Below are 17,831 nucleotides of genomic sequence, written 5' to 3'. Positions count from 1 at the left end.
TGGTCGAACGCTTCTTCGCGCTCATCTCGGAACGCTGGATCAAACGCGGTTCGCATCGCAGCACGCGGGAACTCGAGGATTCCATCCGCGAATACCTGGAGACGTACAACGATGAACCCCGACCGTTCATCTGGCGCAAAACAGCCGACCAGATCATCGCGTCCATCGCCCGTGTAAGCGATCGCCTCAATAATAATGCGAACTTTTGTTAATGGACACTAGCGCAAGCATGCAACCAATTTTTGTCGGCCGGCAACCCATCTTTGACGATCAGGAGAATCTGGTCGGCTTCGAGCTCCTCTTTCGCGCCGGGCACCTGGACGCCGCTTCGGTCACCGACGGCGACCTGGCCACCTCCGACCTCCTGCACAGCGCCTTCATCGACATCGGTCTCGAACACCTGGTCGGCGGACACCTGGCCTTCGTCAACCTCACCCGCGGCTTTCTCGAACATGAGGTCATCACCAGCCTGCCGCGGGAGCAGGTGGTGCTGGAGATCCTCGAAGATATCCAGATCGACGCCGAGGTGATCGCCGCGGTACGCCGATTGAAGGCCCGGGGCTTTCGCATCGCGCTAGATGACTACCAATTCCAGGAGAGCCACTCCGAGCTGGTCGAACTGGCCGATCTGGTCAAGCTGGACGTGCTCGCCCTGGGCGGCCAGCGCCTGGAGCAGGAAGTCACCACCCTGCGCGCCTTCGGCGTGGAATTGCTGGCCGAGAAGGTTGAAACCGCCGAGGACTATGCTCGCTGCCAGGCCCTTGGCTTCAGCCTGTTCCAGGGCTTTCACCTGTCCTTCCCCCACGTGATCGAGGGCCAGCGCCTGGAGAGCCTGGAGCTCGCCCTGCTGCGCCTCCTGCGGGCGCTGCAGGCGCCGGATCCGACGCCGGCAGAACTGGAGGAATTGATCGCCGCCGAACCCGGGCTCGCGATCCAGCTGCTGCGCATCGCCAACAGCCCGGCCTATCGCGGCTCTCGCCCGACCGATTCGCTTTACAACGCGATCCTGCGTCTGGGCCAGGGGCGTATCAAACGCCTGGCGATGCTGATGGTGCTGCACGGCTCCGGCGACCCGACCCACGGGCTCGAGCAGGTCATGATCCGTGCCCGCATGGGCATGCTGATGGCCCGCGCCCTGGGCCTGCACGCGGAGGAGTGCGAACGCTATTTCACCCTCGGCATGCTCTCCGGGATGGATCGCGCGCTGGGAGTACCGCTGCGACACATCCTGGGCGAACTCCGCCTGTCCAACGAGATGGAACAGGCCCTTCTGGAGGGCACAGGACCGCTGGCACCGCTGCTGGCGACCATCGCCGCCTTCGAGGGTCCGACACCCCCGCCGGACAGCACGAATGCCCCGGTCCCGGCGCCGGTCTCCAGCCGCCTTTACCTGGAGGCCGTACGCTGGACCGAGGACCTGCTCGCCTCGCTGGCGGAGAAATAGATGACGACCCTTACCCTGCGCAGCCAGCTCATGCCGGAAGCCGCCGCCGGACCCGATACAGGAATGCACATCCGGCTGCGCGAACCCGCAGGGATTGATAGCGGCCCCGACCACCTGGAAATCCGCCCGGGCCTGCACCCCCTGGCGCCGGATAACTATGTCGAGTACTGGACCGCCAGCGGCACGCCGACGCCGATCCACGAGGGACCTGTCCGCCTGCTGGAACACGAGGACGTCCTCTTCGCGACCTGGACCGGACCGGACCACGGCCTCCGGGAGCAGACCGAACACGCCTACCGCGCACTGCTGGCCGCCTGCCACGCACGCGGCTTCGAGCACCTGGCACGCGTGTGGAACTACTTCGGCGCCATCCATGCCGAGGAGGACGGGCTGGAACGCTACCAAGCCTTCTGCATGGGCCGCGCCACCGCGCTTGAGGCCCTGGAGATCCCGCTGGCCAGCATGCCAGCCGCCACGGCCATCGGTAGCGACCAGCGCCAGCTGGTCATCTACCTGATTGCCACTCGCACCCCGGCCGAACCCTTGGAGAATCCGCGTCAGGTCAGCGCCTATCATTACCCGGCGCGCTACAGCCCGAAGAGCCCGACCTTCGCCCGCGCCACCCGCCTGGAAACCGCAGGCGGCCCGCTGATCCTGCTCTCCGGCACCGCCAGCATCGTCGGCCACGAGAGCCGTCACCCCGACGACGTCGTCGCCCAGGCGCGCGAGACTCTGGCCAATTTGCGGTCCCTGCATGACACTGCCGGCCGCGAACTGCCACGCCCGTCGTGGCTGCGCATCTACCTGCGACACCCGGAGGATCGGGCCAAGGTCGCCGCGGTCCTCGCCGAGCACTACCACGACGCCCATCCGGGCCCGATCGTCCAGTGGGTCCGCGGCGACGTCTGCCGGCGCGAGCTGCTGCTGGAAATCGAGGGCGTCCATGCCTGAACTACCCGAGGTCGAGACCACCCGGCGCGGGCTGGCCCCCCTGCTGGCCGGGCGACGCATCACGACCTTCGAGGTCCGCGAGCCGCGCCTGCGCTGGCCGGTGCCGCCGGAGCTGACGCAGCAACTGGCGGGCGCCCGGGTCCGCAGCCTGACCCGCCGCGCCAAATACCTTTTGCTGGAGACCGATCGTACCGGCCTCCTGCTGCATCTCGGGATGTCCGGGAGCCTGCGCCACTGCACGCCGGAGACACCGCTGCGCCGGCACGATCACCTGACCCTGCACCTGGACAACGGCTACCAGATTCGCCTGCACGACCCGCGCCGCTTCGGCTGTTGTCTGCCGCTCCCCGAGGGCGCCGTACCCCACGCCTTGCTGGCCGACCTCGGCCCGGAACCCCTGGACCCCGAATTTGATGGCGACTACCTGTTCCGCCGCAGCCGCGGCCGCCGGGGCCCGGTCAAGGCCTTCATCATGGACCAGGCGATCGTGGTGGGAGTGGGCAACATCTACGCCACCGAGGCCCTGTTCCTCGCCGGCGTCCGGCCCGGGCGCGCGGCCGGACGCGTCACGCGCGCCGAATACGAGCGCCTGGCGAGCCACATCAAGGCCGTGCTGGCGGCGGCCATCGAACAGGGCGGAACCACCCTGCGCGACTTCCTGCGCGAGGACGGCACCCACGGCTACTTTCGCCAGTCGCTGCGCGTCTACGGCCGCGCCGGCGAGCCTTGTCCGGTCTGCGCCGGGATATTGCGCACTCGCCGCATCGGCCAGCGCGCCAGCAGCTACTGCCCCGCCTGCCAGAAGTAGATATCCCACGCGGGTCAGCAGACGCCGAAAGGCCTTTGTGCACCACAAAAGGCACGGAGCACGCAGAGAAAACCAAGAAACGATTCGATGCGGTAAGCGACCCGAAACGGTTCCAGGTCAGCATCACCTTTCGGCGGGAGCAAGCCCAAACAACATGCCCAGACTCGGGATGCCACCAGCCCGAGGTCCCCACTATCGAATTTCTCCATGTGCTCTGTGCAAAAGGCATGGCCACCGACGGGCGGCCGGGCGGGCTTACAGATAACGCGAGACGCGCGGCACGGCATCCAGCAGATGGCGGGTGTACTCGGCCCGTGGATTGGCCAGCACCTCGGCGGTGGCGCCGATCTCCTCCATGCGCCCGTCATGCATGACCAGCATGCGGTCGGAGAAGTACTCGACCACGCCCATGTCGTGGGTGATGAAGATCATCGCGAGACGTCGCTCCGCGCGCAGCCGAGCGAGGATCTGCAGCACCTCGGCCTGCACCGACACATCCAGCGCACTGGTCACCTCGTCGCAGATAATCACGTCCGGGTCCAGCACCAGGGCCCGGGCGATAGCGATGCGCTGGCGCTGCCCCCCCGAAAATTCGTGCGGATAGCGCCACAGGGTGTCTTCCGGCAACGCCACCTGGTCCAGAACCTTCCCGGCCAGGGCAATGCGCTCTTCCTGATTCGCCCCGATGCCATGCACCGCCATCGGCTCGGTCAGCAGCGTCAGCACGTTCAGACGCGGGTTCAGCGACGAGGCCGGGTCCTGGAACACCACCTGCAGGTGCCGCCGCAGCCGGCGCAGGGGCTTGCGCGCCATGTGGGTCAACGATTCGCCCCGGTAGCGGATCTCGCCACCGGTCGGCTCGATCAGGCGCAGGATCGCGCGACCCAGCGTGGTCTTGCCACAGCCGGACTCCCCCACCACCGCCAGCACCTCGCCGTTCTCCAGCTCGAAACTGACATCATCCACCGCCCGCACCACATCCACCTGGCGACGCATCAGGCCCTTCAGCACCGGGAAGTGCACCTGCAGCCCGGACACCTGCAACAGCGCTTCGCGCCCCGCCCCCGGCACCGGCGGCAGCGGTGGAAGGTTCTCCGGCAGCGCCTGGATCAGCTTGCGGGTGTAGGCGTCCTGCGGATCGCGCAACAGAGGCAGGCATTCACCCTGCTCCACCAAGCGCCCCTGGCGCATCACCGCCACGCGGTCGGCCACCGAGGCCACCACGCCAAAATCGTGGGTGATCAGCAGCACCGCCATGCCGTTCTTCTCGCGCAGGTGGTCGATCAGCTTCAGGATCTCGGCCTGAATGGTCACGTCCAGCGCCGTCGTCGGCTCATCCGCGATCAGTAGATCCGGCTCGGCGACCAGGGCCATGGCGATCATCACCCGCTGGCGCTGGCCGCCGGAGAGCTTGTGCGGGTACTCGTCGCGGCGCTGTTCGGGGTTCGGCAACTGCACCTCGCTCAGGACCTCGAGGGTACGCGCGGCGCGCTGCTCCGGACTCATCTGCGGGCGGTGCAGGCGCAGCACTTCCTCGATCTGATCGCCCACCTTCAGTACCGGGTTCAGGGAGGTCATCGGCTCCTGGAAGATCATGCCGATGCGGTCGCCGCGCACATGCTGCATCACCGCGCCTGGAAGCCCCAGCAACTCCTGGCGGCCTTCGCGCCCGGCCAGCCAGACCTCACCCGAGGGGCGTTCGAACCCGGCATCCAGCAGGCGCATGATGGCCAGCGCCGTGATCGACTTGCCGGAGCCCGACTCCCCGACCAGGGCAAACAGCTCGCCCTCGCGGATGGCGAAGCTCACGTCCTCCACCAGCGCCGCCTCGCCGTCGCGGTGGCGGATCTGCAGGTTGCGCACCTCCAGCATTCAGCGCACCCCGCCGCTGGTGGCGCTGGTGGCACCGGCCGCCGGACGCGCGCCGTCATCGCGATTCGCGGTGCGCGCGGCCGAACGCGCATGTGGATCCACCGCGTCGCGCAGGGCCTCGCCGATCAGGTTGTAGGCGAACACGGTCAGGAAAATTGCGCCGCCGGGGAAGGCCGCCATCCACCAGTTGAAGGTGGAGCTCTGCACCGCCTGGTTCAGCATCTGGCCCCAGGAGGGGTCATCCACCAGCCCAAGGCCGAGGAACGAGAGCGTCGCCTCGGCCAGGATCGCGGAGGCGACGCCGAAACTGGCCGCGACCAGGATCGGCGCGATCCCGTTCGGCAGCATGTGCCGGAACAGGATCGACGGCAGCGACAGCCCCGATGCGATGGCCCCCTGCACGAAGTCCTGCTGGCGCAGGCGCAGGAACTCGGCGCGCACGTAGCGGGCGTAACCGGACCACGAGGTCAGGCCGATGATCAGCATCATCAGGTACAGCGAACGGCCGAAGAAGGCGACGAAGGTCAGCAACAGGAACAGTGTCGGGATGGCCTCGAATATTTCGACCAGGCGCATGCCGATCATGTCCACGATCCCCGAGAAGTAGCCCATCAAACCGCCCAGAATCACACCGATTCCCAGGGCGATCCCGGTCGCGATGAAGCCGATGGACAGCGCGATGCGCGCGGCGTGGATCATGCGCGAGAGCACGTCGGCGCCGGTATCGTCGGTGCCGAACCAATGCACCCGATCCGGAGACTCCCGCGGGGCCTCCAGGCCGGTATCGGCGTAGTCGCGCAGGTAGTCGCGCGGCGAGTACGGGATGGGCGCGCGAATCACCGTCTGGTACTCGCCCATCACCTCGGCCTCGCGATACTGTTCGTGGATCACCAGCGACGGCGGCGACACCGTCTGCCAGGCCACTGCGCCCAGCATCGCGCCCAACACCGCCCAGAGACCGAAGCGCCGCCACGGCCGCCCGGGCAGACGCCAGAAGATCAGTGCCAGCACCAGCAAACCAAACAGGGTCACGTCCGCAGCCGTCAGGTAGCGCAGAAACGGCATCGCCCACGCGCCGTCGGCGGTCTGTACCAGTAGCGGGTGGGAATTCGCGAGCACTGGCGCGAGGATCGCGACCAGGGTCAACAGCGCAATCCAGCCAATCCCGAGGCGGGCACCCCAGCGCAGCAGGATCTCGCCCACCACGCGCCGGGCCCAGGAACGGCTGCGGCGATCCGCCTGCTGCGCGTTGCGCGCGGTCTCAGTCATAGCTCACCCGCGGATCGACGATGGCGTAGGCGAGATCGGCCAACAGATAGCCCACCAGGGTCAGCACGCCAGAGATCAAGGTGATCGACAGCACCAGCTCACGGTCGCGCGTCTGCACGGCCTCCACCGCCAGCTTGCCCATACCATCGATGGAAAAGATCGCCTCCACGATCACCGAGCCGGCCAGCAGCGAGGGCAGCAGCGTGGCCGACACGGTGATCAGTGGCAGCAGCGAATTGCGGAACACGTGGCGCCACAGCACATCGTGCTCCGCGACACCCTTGGCGCGCGCCGTGCGCGCGTAATCCGAGGTCAGGTTCTCCAGCACCGCCGAACGCGACAGCTTGGCGAGGAACGCCAGCCCGCCGTAGGACAGGCACAGCACCGGCAACACCAGGTGCCAGGCCCGGTCCAGCAGGAAGCCCGGCACCATGTGGCCCGGCGCCAGGCCCAGCGCCAACGCCAGCCCGACGCCAAGCCCAAGGGTCCCCAGATAGAACCCGCGCAGGACGCCCCAGTCGCTGTGCGCCATCATCCAGCCCAAACCGCCCCCGAGGAGGACGGCCACCGCGGTGCTAACAATCCCGGCCGGTGCCAGATCGCGGAACATCAGCCAGCCACAGACCGCCCCGAGCGCCGCCCCCACCCCGCCGCGGATACGGGCGGGCAGGTAGCGGGCAAGGTAGATCCCCAGCGCGGCCCCCAGAAACGGCAGGATCAGCAACAACGGCAAGGCCCACACCACCTCCACCGTGGGCAGGAAGGTCATGTCCAGCGCCGCACGCTGGCTGAGCCCCCCGGTGGGGAACCACTGCCAGAACTGGTCGGAGGCGAAGAAGCCGATCAGCAGCACGCCGGCCAGCATGGTCGGTACCGACCACAGCGCGAGCAGCACCACGCCGGACTGCGAATCGAAGGCCTGACCATGCTGGGTGGCCGCGCGCACCCCCACGGCGACCGCGACGATGTAGATCAGCGGGATGGACAGCACGTTCAGCAGCAACGTGATCGGCAATCGTTCGGCCACCAGATCGATCACCGGCCGGCCATAACGGAAACTGGTGCCCAGGTTGGGGGCCTTGAAGTGTGGCCAGCCGGTCAGCGAGCCATCCTCGTCCTGGGCAAAACCGACCGGCGAGATGTTGTTCAACCAGCGCCCGAACTGCACCGGTGCCGGCTGATCCAGCCCGTAGAGCTGGTTGTAGTAGTCCTCCATCGCCTTCTGTGCCTGTGGCTCCAGGCCCTGGCCTTCGACCAGCGTCAGGGCGCTGATCCCGCCGGGCGCGGCCGCCATCACCGCAAACACGACCACGGTAATGCCGAACAGGGTCGGCACCATCAGGATCATCCGGCGCAGGATGTAAGTCAGCATCGCGCGCGCCGGCCTGCTGCCGCTTCAGCTGCCATGTGCATTGCCGGCTACTGCCCGTACCGCTGCAATTCGAACGGGACGTAGATCTCCACCGGTACCGCCCCCAGGTTGAGCCCCAGCTCGGTCTGCTCCAGGTTCTGGATGCGCCGGTCGATGAAGGCCAGGGTCTGGCGCCGCATAAGGAAGGTGTACGGCTGGTCCTCGTGCAGGATGCGCTCGGCCTCGCGCCACAACTCCATGCGCGCTGGTTCGTCTACCTCGCCACGCGCCGCCTCGATCACCGCATCCAGTTCGGGGTTCTGGTAATGGATGAAGTTGTCGCCACCGGAAACAACCTGAGTGGAGTGGAACATCTGGTAAATATCCACCTCCACACCGCTGGTCCAGCCCAGGGTGATGGCATCAAAATCCTGGCGGGTTAGTTGTTCCAGCATCACCGACCATTCCGTCGGCGACGGTCGCATCTCGATCCCGGCCCGCGCAAAGAGGTCACGCAGGAACAGCGCGATGCGGCGGGTGTCCTCGTTGTCCTGGAAGTACGACAACTCGAAGGAGAACGGCTCGCCGTCCTCGTTGACCAGCACGCCATCGCGATTGCGTTCGCGGAAACCGGCCTCGGCCAGCAGTTCCAGGGCACGCTCGACATCATAGGGGATCGGATCGAGATCCGGATTGTGCTGATCGCTGCGCGGCGAAAACGGGGAGATCGCGCGCTCGGCATAGCCCAGCATGACCTCCTCGATCAGCCGGTCAACGTCGGTCAGGTAGCTCATCGCCTTGCGCACTCGCGGGTCGGCGAAGCGCGTCGGCTCGCCATCGCGCTGCTGGTTCCAGGCAATGTACGAATAGCCGGCCGTGGGACTCATGTACTCCTGGGTATCCGCGCGCTCGCGCAGGGCCTCATCGTCGCGCAGCCGGGCATATTCGCGTGGACGCGCTCCGTAGACGTCGATATCGCGATTGCGGAAGGTGGTCAGGCGCGCACTGTCATTCTGGATCACCCTCCACACCAGCCGATCCAGCGACGGCTCCACCGGTCCCCAGTAGCGCGGGTTGCGCTCCAGTTCGACACGACCGGCATCCGGGGTCCAGCCGGTCGGGTCCTCCATGCGGTAGGGTCCGGAACCCAGCAGGATGCCGCGCGATTCGTTGAAGGTCTCCGGATCGTCCAGGTAGCGCCCATAGAAGTGTTCCGGCAGGACATCAAGGCCGCCCGCCACCCGCATGGCGTCGAAGTACGGCTCCTCGAACACGAACCGCACCGTGCGCTCGTCGACGGCCTCGACCGCCTCGATCTTCTCCAGGAAGGCCCTCGCCCTGGGGACCGCGATGGCGTCGGTCATCAGAAAGTCAAAGGTGAAGCGGATATCCTCGGCCGTCAGCGGCTCGCCGTCGGAGAACTGCAGACCCGGGCGCAGGCGGAAGGTCAGCTCGGTCCCGGTATCGTCGAACTCCCAGGACTCGGCCAGCAACCCCTGCCACTCCAGCGTCTCCGGGTCGCGCACCACCAGCGACTCCAGCACATAGTTCTGCACCTCGGAGGCATAGGCATCGGAGGAGACATACGGCGTGATCGTCGCCAGGCCCGTGCCAAAGGCCTGCACCAGCCAGTCACCCTCGGCGTAGTCGTCCTGCTCGGCCGCCCGCGCCGCCCGCCGGAACGCCGAGGGGACATCGTCCGCCCGCGCGGCGCGCTCGCCATCCATCCCGGTAAAGCGCCCGGAGGCCAGATCCGACTCCACCCCCTGCACACTGCGCCGCAACGCTCGGAGGTCACGGGCCTGCTCGGTCATGGTGTTTTGCATGGAGGCCATGCGCTGCCACTGGCGGTCGATCTGGACCATCACCAGCAACAGCAGAATGCCCAGCACGATCAGGGTGGCGATCCAACCGAAATGACGACTCACAGGGCCTCCGGGCGATTGCGGGGACGGTCACGGGGACCGCCGATCTTCGCACTATAACAAGCCGCCTGCTCCGGCTCACCGGGTGCTGGCCGCACTTGCGGCACATCGGTATGATCCTGAAGACACTGGCGTCCTTCCCCGGTTCCGTACGTGGACGGGCGCCGTAGAGACGGCCCGTCCGGGCGCGTCGGCACGGATCTGAGCCAAGGAGTTTCAAAATGGGTTTTCTCAAGGGCAAGCGCGCACTGATCGTCGGCGTTGCCAGCAACCGTTCCATCGCCTACGGCATCGCCGCGGCCATGCATCGCGAAGGCGCCGAACTCGCCTTCACCTACCAGAACGAACGCCTGCGCGATCGCGTCGAGAAGCTGGTCGCGGATTTCGATTCCGACATCCTCGTACCCTGTAACGTCGAGGATGATCGCGAGATTGAACAGGTCTTCGAGCACCTGGACAATTACTGGGACGGGGTCGACATCCTGGTGCACTCGGTCGCTTTCGCGCCCAAGGAGCAGCTGGAGGGGGACTTCCTCGACAACATGACCCGCGACGGCTTCCGCATCGCGCACGATGTCAGCTCGTACAGCCTGGCCGCGCTGGCCAAGGCCGGGCGCGGCATGATGAAGGACCGCGACGCCTCCATCCTCACCCTCAGCTATCTGGGCGCCGAGCGCTCGATGCCCAACTACAACGTGATGGGCCTGGCCAAGGCGAGCCTGGAGGCCAACGTGCGTTACCTGGCCTACACCCTGGGGCCGGAAAGCACCCGGGTGAACGCGATCTCCGCCGGCCCGATCCGCACCCTGGCGGCCTCCGGCATCGGCGACTTCAAGCGCATCCTCGATCACGTCCAGGCCAACGCGCCGCTGCGCCGTAACGTCACCACGGATCAGGTCGGCAACGCCGGCGCCTTCCTCTGCTCGGACCTGGCCTCCGGGATCACCGGCGAAGTGATGTACGTCGACTCCGGCTACAACACGGTCGGCCTGGGCGCAGCCGAGATCGGCCTCGAAAAATAAGGCGACCCTGCAGTACCCGGGCGATCCCGGGTACCAGAAAAAAGCCCGGCGCCGCGCAAGCGGGCCGGGCTTTTTCGTGGGCGGGATACGAAAATCGCATCCTGGTTCCGCGTGGACTAGTCGAGCGCGTCGGGGAAGCGCTTGATCTCCGCTTGCTCTTCCAGCCAGGCGAGATAGGACCGGAACTCGGCACTCCCGTAGGCATTGCCGATCTGGTCGCGTGCCTGCTGGCGCGCCGCAGCATCGATTGCATCCTCACCCATGCGCACCGCTTCCAGCACCGTCACCGCGAAGTCACCATCCCCGATCCGGGCGCCGGCAATCTCCACCGTGCCCTCGCCTGGCGCCGGCAGGCGGAACAGATGGTCCTGCAACCCGGTTGGCAGCTCGGTCGCCCGTTCACGGGTGACCTCGACCGAGCGACTCCATTCTCCGTTCTCCACGGCCTCGGCGGTCCAGTCGTCGGCTTCGCGCAGCCGCTCGATCAGGGCCTCACCCGCCTCACGCGCGGCATCCGCGGCTGCCTGACGCTGCAGGCGCTCGCGGATCTCGTCCTCCACCTCGGCCAGCGGGCGCACCTCGGCCGGCTCGTGCTCATCGACACGCAGGATCACGGTGGAACGGTCCTGCAGGTCAATCGCCTCGCTGTTGTTGCCGTCTTCCAGTACCCGCGGGTCAAACGCCGCATCGCGAATGGAACGGTGGCGGGCGATGCCATCGCCCGAGCCGCGCGAGAACCAGTCGCTGGTCTGGACCTCCAGGCCCGTTGCGTCGGCGGCCGGCTCCAGACTGTCCGGAAACTCGATCGCCAGTGCCATCAAGTCGTCCAGGGCGTCGATCTGCATCTGTTCGGCCGTCCGGTCACGCAGATCCTGCTCGACCTCCTCGCGCACCTCTTCGAACGGCTGCGCCCGGGATTCATGGATCGAGGTCACCTCAAGGATGAACCAGCCACGATCCGTTCGTACCGGCTGACTGATGAGGTCCTTCGGCAGGGTGAAAATGACCGTCTCCAGGGTGGAATCCAGATCGCCCCGGGCGACCTCGCCCAGGCTGCCACCACGGTCGGCCGTCAGGCTGTCTTCGGAGTACTCCTCGGCCAGGTCGCCGAAATCCTCGCCATCATCCAGGCGACTGCGCACTTCACGGATCCGTGCCTCGCCATCTTCGTCGGTGTCCTGGATGCGGATCTGGCGCACCTCGCGCAGTTCCGGCTCTTCGTAGCGACTGCGATTGACCCGGTAATGCTCGCGCACCTGACCCTCGGTGACATCGACCCCGGCCTCCAGGCCTTCCGGGTCCAGGCGCAGATAGCTCACACGCACCCGCTCGGTGGTCGTGAAGTCTTCCGGATTGGCGTCGTAGTAGTCGCGGATCGCGTCGTCATCCACCACACCGGGACGATCAAAGTCGTCCGCGGCGAAGACCTTCCAGCTCGCAACCCGGGTCTGGTTCCGCAGGCGGCTGTAATCTTCCACCAGCGCCTCTGGCACCACGCCCGTAGCCTGGATGCCGCGCTGAATCTGCGACATCACAATACTGCGGGCGATGTCCTCCTCGAAGTCCGCCGGGCTGATGCGCTGGGCATTCAACAACTGGCTGTAGCGTTCGCGGCTGAAGCGGCCCTCCTCCTGAAACACCGGCATGCCGCGGATCTCGCGCAGCACGCTGTCGCCCGCGGCCTTGAAGCCGGCGGAATCGGCCGCCTGGCGCAGCAATTCCTGACGGATCAGGGTCTCCATCGCCTGCAGCCGGATGCCCTGCTCGTCCAGCACGTCATCGGGGATCTCGCCGCCAAACATGCGCGCCATCTCGTCGCGCTGGGCGCGGGCCTCCTGGTGCACGTCTCGCACCGCGATATCCGTGCCGTTCACCTCGGCGGCGACCAGCGGGCCCGCCCCGCCGAAATACTCGCCCAGGCCCCACAGGGCAAAGGGGATGGTGATCAGGCCAATGATCACATAGGCGAGCCAGCCGCTCGCCCGGTCACGAATCGCTTGCAACATGATGGTCTCTGCTCACTCCGGAGATTAGGAGGAAAACGGGAATCAGCGGCCGATGGTAGCAGGCACGCCCGCGCGCGTCTGCGCCTGGGGTTGGGCGCCCACCACGAAGCGCACCAAGAAGGGCCGGGGCAAGAGCCGTTGCCCCACGGAGGACACGGAGGGCACGGAGAGAGTCGATGGCGGTTCACGGGAAGGACGGAGAACGTGGGTTTGAAAGGGATGAAGCTGCGTTGAGCCTAACCGCACGTAAGCGCGGACCCGCCCGGCCCGGGCTCGGTACGGCCCATAATCATCCGACTCTTAGGGAGGACGGGCCCCGCTTCGGTTCGCGTGGGCATGCCACCACCCTGGTTGCGGAGAGTCCTGCCGCTCGCCCCAAATTCCCTTTCCTTCCCGCGCGCTCCGTGTCCCCTGCGGGGCAACCGACCTTGCCTTTTCCCCACGCGTCTGTAGTGGCGCAAAAAGAAAAAGGCGCCACAAGGGCGCCTTTCTCAAATATGGCGGAGCGGACGGGACTCGAACCCGCGACCCCCGGCGTGACAGGCCGGTATTCTAACCAGCTGAACTACCGCTCCGTATTCGTGCAGCGCAACCAGGGTCAGGGTTGCACTTGGTGGGTGCTGACGGGTTCGAACCGCCGACATTCGCCGTGTAAAGGCGACGCTCTACCAACTGAGCTAAGCACCCGATAAAGCGCGCTAGTTTACTCGATCCTTTAGCGCTTTACCAGCCTTGAACGAAGGCGTTTTCGACGCGGCGATCTGAATGCTCTCACCGGTACGCGGGTTACGGCCGGTGCGGGCTTCACGTTCGCGCACGAGGAAGGTCCCAAAGCCCACGAGGGAGACCTGGTCACCCTTGGCGAGGGTATCGCCGACCACACTCACCATGGCATCCACGATGTTGCCGGCCTGGGCCTTGGGGACATCGGCTTCCGCCGCGATCGCGTCGATCAATTCGGATTTATTCATGAAGCGCTTCCTTATCTCAGTGGTGACTCAGGCTTTCTGCCGGACGGGGCCTAGCTTACACCAGCCGGGGACCTTTTCTCCATGGCCCCGCGACTACCCTCGGCACGAAATCAGATGATGCGCATGGGGTTATAGCAAGCCCCCCGAAAAAGTGTCAAACGCGCGCCCGGCCAAGGCTTCCGGCGCCAGTGAGCTGGCACTCAAAAAACCGCGGGCGCCGGATTCATCGGCGCCCGCGGTTTCGTCCCGATTACAGTTGCTTAGTGATGCTGGACTCGCCGACGACCGGATTCCTTGGCGGGCTTGACGACCTCCTCGACCTTCTCCGGCGTTTCCCCGGCCTTGCCTTCCGGCATATGGGTCAGCGCGAGCTCGAGGACCTCGTCGATCCAGCGTACCGGACGAATATCGAGCTTCTGCTTGATGTTCTTCGGGATGTCGACCAAATCCTTCTCGTTTTCCTCGGGGATCAGCACGGTGCGAATCCCTCCGCGGTGAGCGGCCAGCAACTTCTCCTTCAGCCCCCCAATCGGCAGAACCTGACCACGCAACGTGATTTCGCCGGTCATCGCGACATCCGCACGCACCGGGATACCGGTCAGTGCCGAGACGATCGCGGTGCACATGCCGATGCCCGCGGACGGGCCATCCTTCGGCGTCGCGCCCTCCGGCACATGGATGTGCAGGTCCTTCTTCTCGTGGAAGTTCTCTTCCAGGCCCAGGGCCTCGGCGCGCGATCGAACCACGGTCAGGGCGGCGTGGATGGACTCCTGCATCACGTCGCCCAGCTTGCCGGTCTGCTGGGTCTTGCCCTTGCCCGGGACCACGCTGGCCTCGATGGTCAGCAGCTCGCCGCCGACCTCGGTCCAGGCGAGGCCGGTCACCTGCCCGACCTGATCGTTCTCCTCGGCCAGGCCAAAGCGATGGCGACGCACGCCCAGATACTTGTCCAGCGTCTTGGGCGTGACCGCGGTGGTGCGCGCCCGCTCCTTCTCGCTGGCCAGCAGACGCTGCTTGGCCACCTTGCGGCAGACCTTGGCGATCTCGCGCTCCAGCGAGCGCACGCCCGCTTCGCGGGTGTAGTAACGCACCATGTCGCGCACCGCCGAATCGGAGATCTGGATCTCGGCCGGCTTCAGGCCGTTGGCCTTGATCTGCTTGGTCAGCAGGTAGTTGTGCGCGATGTGGACCTTCTCGTCTTCGGTGTAGCCGGACAGGCGGATGACTTCCATACGATCCAGCAACGGACCGGGAATGTGCATGCTGTTGGCCGTGGCCACGAACATCACGTCGGACAGGTCGAAATCGACCTCCAGGTAATGGTCGCTAAACGTGTGGTTCTGTTCCGGATCCAGCACCTCGAGCATTGCCGAGGCCGGATCACCGCGGAAGTCCATCGCCATCTTGTCGATTTCGTCCAGCAGGAACAGCGGGTTGCGCACACCCACCTTGGCCAGGTTCTGGATAATCTTGCCCGGCAGCGAGCCAATGTAGGTCCGGCGATGGCCGCGGATCTCGGCCTCGTCGCGGACGCCGCCCAGCGCCATGCGCATGAACTTGCGATTGGTCGCGCGGGCGATGGACTGCCCCAGCGAGGTCTTGCCAACCCCGGGCGGGCCGACCAGGCACAGGATCGGGCCCTTCAGCTTGCGCACACGGGACTGCACCGCGAGGTACTCGAGGATGCGTTCCTTGACCTCTTCCAGGCCGTAGTGGTCCTCGTTGAGGATCTTCTCGGCGCGCGTCAGGTCCTTGCTGACCCGGGTCTTTTTCTTCCACGGGACGTTGACCAGCCAATCGATGTAGCTGCGCACGACCGTAGCTTCGGCCGACATCGGGGACATCATCTTCAGCTTGTTCAGCTCGGCGGTGGCCTTCTTCTTGGCCTCTTCCGGCATCCCGGCCTTCTCGATCTTGTCGGCCAGGTCTTCCTGCTCGTTCGGCGCGTCCTCGAGGTCGCCCAGCTCCTTCTGAATGGCCTTCATCTGCTCATTCAGGTAGTACTCGCGCTGGGACTTCTCCATCTGCTGCTTCACGCGGCCGCGGATCTTCTTCTCGATCTGCAGCACATCCATCTCGCCCTCGATCTTGGCGACCAGGTGCTCGAGGCGCGCGCGCACGTTGGCGATCTCGAGGACCTCCTGCTTCTCCTCCAGCTTCAGCGACATGTGCGCGGCAATGGTATCGGCCAGGCGCGAGGTGTCGTCGATCCCGGCCAGCGAGGTCAGGATCTCCGGCGGGACCTTCTTGTTCAGCTTGATGTACTGCTCGAACTGGTTCAGCGCGGAGCGGCCGAGGATCTCCAGCTCCTTGTCCTCGGTGTCGTACTCCTCGTCGATCAGCCGGATATCGGAGACGAAGTAGTCCTCTTCCTTCTCGGCATTGCCGGTGGTGGAGATATCCATCACGTGGGCGCGCTGGGCACCCTCCACCAGGACCTTGATGGTGCCGTCGGGCAGGCGCAGCAGCTGCAGGATATTGCCCAGGGTGCCGATCTGGTGCAGATCGCCGGCCTCCGGCTCGTCGACCTCGGCGCTCTTCTGCGCGACCAGCAGGACCTGCTTGTTCTCGGCCATGGCCGAATCCAGCGCCCGGATCGACTTCTCGCGACCCACGAACAGCGGGATCACCATGTGGGGATAGACCACGACATCGCGCAGCGGCAGCACCGCGACGCGCTTGACGGGGGAGTCCACCTCGTTCTGGGAGGAGTGGGTATCGGTCATGTTGCCCCCTAAGGGCTGGACGAATGTACAGGAGGAAGTGGGGGCGGCGGCGCCCGTTTCAAGGGCGCCGCAACACTTCCGCTCAGGAATCCGCGGCCGCCTGCTTGGAGAACGAGGCGTTCTCGTAGATCAGGTAGGGTTCGGCATCGCCACGGATCACCGCCTCGTCGATCACCACCTTGCTCACCCCCTCCATGGAAGGCAGCTCGTACATGGTGTCGAGCAGGATGTTCTCCATGATGGTGCGCAGACCGCGCGCACCGGTCTTGCGGGCCATCGCCTTGTGGGCGATCGCGGACAGGGCATCGTCGCGGAACTCGAGCTCCACGCCCTCCATCTCGAACAGACGGGCATACTGCTTGATCAGGGCGTTCTTCGGCTGGGTCAGGATCGTGATCAGCGCGTCCTCGTCCAGTTCGTCCAGCGTCGCCTGCACCGGCAGACGGCCGACGAACTCGGGAATCAGGCCATAGCGCACCAGGTCATCGGCCTCCAGCTGCTTCAACCACTGGCCACCGGACTTCGCCGCCTCGGTAGTGCGCAGCTCGGCGCCAAAGCCGATCCCGCCCTTCTCGGCGCGCTGCTGGATCACCTTCTCCAGCCCGGAGAAGGCACCGCCACAGATGAACAGGATGTTGCTCGTGTCCACCTGCAGGAATTCCTGCTGCGGGTGCTTGCGCCCGCCCTGCGGCGGCACCGAAGCGGTGGTGCCCTCGATCAGCTTCAGCAGGGCCTGCTGCACGCCCTCGCCCGAGACGTCACGGGTGATGGACGGGTTGTCCGACTTGCGCGAGACCTTGTCGATCTCGTCGATGTAGACAATGCCGTTCTCGGCCTTCTCGACGTCGTAGTCGCACTTCTGCAACAGCTTCTGGATGATGTTCTCGACATCCTCGCCCACGTAGCCGGCCTCGGTCAGCGTGGTGGCGTCGGCGATGGTGAACGGGACATTCAGCACCCGCGCCAGGGTTTCGGCCAGCAGCGTCTTGCCCGAACCGGTGGGGCCGATCAGCATGATGTTCGACTTGGACAGCTCGACATCGTCCTTTCCGGCCCGGGCCTGCAGGCGCTTGTAATGGTTGTACACCGCGACCGAGAGGATCTTCTTCGCGGAGTTCTGGCCGATCACGTAGTCGTCGAGGATCGCGCGGATCTCGTGCGGGGTCGGCAGGGAATCACGCTCGGTATGGCCGGCTTCCTGCATCTCCTCGCGGATGATGTCGTTGCACAGCTCGACGCACTCGTCGCAGATGAATACGGATGGCCCGGCGATCAGCTTGCGCACCTCGTGCTGGCTCTTTCCGCAGAAAGAACAGTACAGGAGCTTGCCGTCGGCGGAGGGGGTAGTTTCGTCGCTCATCCGTTTGCCTCGGTTGCGATTTCAGTGTCCTTCAAAACATGCCCCGTTTGCCTGGCAGTTGCAAACGAGCCAAGCGGAAGTCCGGTATTGAAAGCCCCGCCCCGAACCGTGCTCGGGGCGGGGTTG

The 17,831-nt window shown here is 65.8% G+C and carries 12 protein-coding genes, 2 tRNA genes and 1 pseudogene; 5 read left to right on the top strand and 10 right to left on the bottom strand.

What is annotated here, in order from left to right; genetic code table 11:
• From D578_RS14930 to mutM, 4 genes and pseudogenes are all read left to right on the top strand, one after another.
• Positions 1-212 (top strand): annotated as a pseudogene (locus D578_RS14930) (IS630 family transposase); the annotation flags it as partial.
• Between the two features lie 17 nt (positions 213-229).
• Complete coding sequence (locus D578_RS0110725; RefSeq protein ID WP_018949948.1) at positions 230-1,444, top strand: EAL and HDOD domain-containing protein; 1,215 nt, start codon at positions 230-232, stop codon at positions 1,442-1,444.
• Positions 1,445-2,395: a hypothetical protein gene (locus tag D578_RS0110720; protein ID WP_018949947.1), complete on the top strand. Its 951-nt coding sequence runs from the start codon at positions 1,445-1,447 to the stop codon at positions 2,393-2,395.
• Positions 2,388-3,203 carry a bifunctional DNA-formamidopyrimidine glycosylase/DNA-(apurinic or apyrimidinic site) lyase gene (gene mutM / locus D578_RS0110715; protein WP_018949946.1) on the top strand — a complete coding sequence of 272 codons (816 nt, stop codon included), beginning with the start codon at positions 2,388-2,390 and terminating at the stop codon, positions 3,201-3,203. The genes D578_RS0110720 and mutM overlap by 8 nt, the downstream gene beginning before the upstream one ends.
• Positions 3,204-3,458: 255 nt before the next feature.
• On the opposite strand, the gene D578_RS0110710 is transcribed toward mutM, so the two are convergent.
• From D578_RS0110710 to D578_RS0110695, 4 genes are read right to left on the bottom strand one after another with little or no spacing between them, the layout of a single operon-like run.
• Complete coding sequence (locus D578_RS0110710) at positions 3,459-5,075, bottom strand: ABC transporter ATP-binding protein (RefSeq protein WP_018949945.1); 1,617 nt, start codon at positions 5,073-5,075, stop codon at positions 3,459-3,461.
• Positions 5,076-6,344: an ABC transporter permease gene (locus D578_RS0110705; RefSeq protein WP_018949944.1), complete on the bottom strand. Its 1,269-nt coding sequence runs from the start codon at positions 6,342-6,344 to the stop codon at positions 5,076-5,078.
• On the bottom strand, positions 6,337-7,716 hold the full coding sequence (locus tag D578_RS0110700; RefSeq protein WP_018949943.1) for an ABC transporter permease: 1,380 nt from the start codon (positions 7,714-7,716) through the stop codon (positions 6,337-6,339). The genes D578_RS0110705 and D578_RS0110700 overlap by 8 nt, the downstream gene beginning before the upstream one ends.
• Positions 7,717-7,763: 47 nt before the next feature.
• Entirely contained in the window at positions 7,764-9,623 is a 1,860-nt protein-coding gene (locus tag D578_RS0110695; protein WP_018949942.1) for a peptide-binding protein, read from the bottom strand.
• Positions 9,624-9,841: 218 nt separating this feature from the next.
• Here D578_RS0110695 and D578_RS0110690 point away from each other — a divergent pair, with 218 nt between their 5' ends.
• Positions 9,842-10,642, top strand: coding sequence for an enoyl-ACP reductase (locus D578_RS0110690; RefSeq protein ID WP_018938774.1), 801 nt, complete (start codon positions 9,842-9,844; stop codon positions 10,640-10,642).
• Between the two features lie 116 nt (positions 10,643-10,758).
• On the opposite strand, the gene D578_RS0110685 is transcribed toward D578_RS0110690, so the two are convergent.
• From D578_RS0110685 to clpX, 6 genes are all read right to left on the bottom strand, one after another.
• Positions 10,759-12,648 (bottom strand): SurA N-terminal domain-containing protein, encoded by a 1,890-nt coding sequence (locus tag D578_RS0110685; RefSeq protein ID WP_018949941.1) that lies wholly within the window; start codon positions 12,646-12,648, stop codon positions 10,759-10,761.
• 498 nt (positions 12,649-13,146) lie between these two features.
• A tRNA-Asp gene (locus D578_RS0110680) sits at positions 13,147-13,223 on the bottom strand.
• A 36-nt stretch (positions 13,224-13,259) separates the two neighbouring features.
• Positions 13,260-13,335, bottom strand: a tRNA-Val gene (locus D578_RS0110675).
• Between the two features lie 11 nt (positions 13,336-13,346).
• A complete protein-coding gene (locus D578_RS0110670; RefSeq protein WP_018949940.1) occupies positions 13,347-13,619 on the bottom strand; it encodes an HU family DNA-binding protein in 273 nt (90 codons plus the stop codon).
• A gap of 260 nt (positions 13,620-13,879) precedes the next feature.
• A complete protein-coding gene (lon, locus tag D578_RS0110665) occupies positions 13,880-16,345 on the bottom strand; it encodes an endopeptidase La (RefSeq protein WP_018949939.1) in 2,466 nt (821 codons plus the stop codon).
• An 82-nt stretch (positions 16,346-16,427) separates the two neighbouring features.
• The gene (gene clpX / locus D578_RS0110660; RefSeq protein ID WP_018949938.1) at positions 16,428-17,705 is read right to left on the bottom strand and encodes an ATP-dependent Clp protease ATP-binding subunit ClpX; all 1,278 of its coding nucleotides are present in this window, start codon (positions 17,703-17,705) and stop codon (positions 16,428-16,430) included.
• Between the last annotated feature and the right edge of the window lie 126 nt (positions 17,706-17,831).

Source organism: Thioalkalivibrio sp. ALMg11 (assembly GCF_000377905.1).
Taxonomy (GTDB): domain Bacteria; phylum Pseudomonadota; class Gammaproteobacteria; order Ectothiorhodospirales; family Ectothiorhodospiraceae; genus Thioalkalivibrio.
This window is presented reverse-complemented; position numbering and strand designations above follow the sequence as displayed.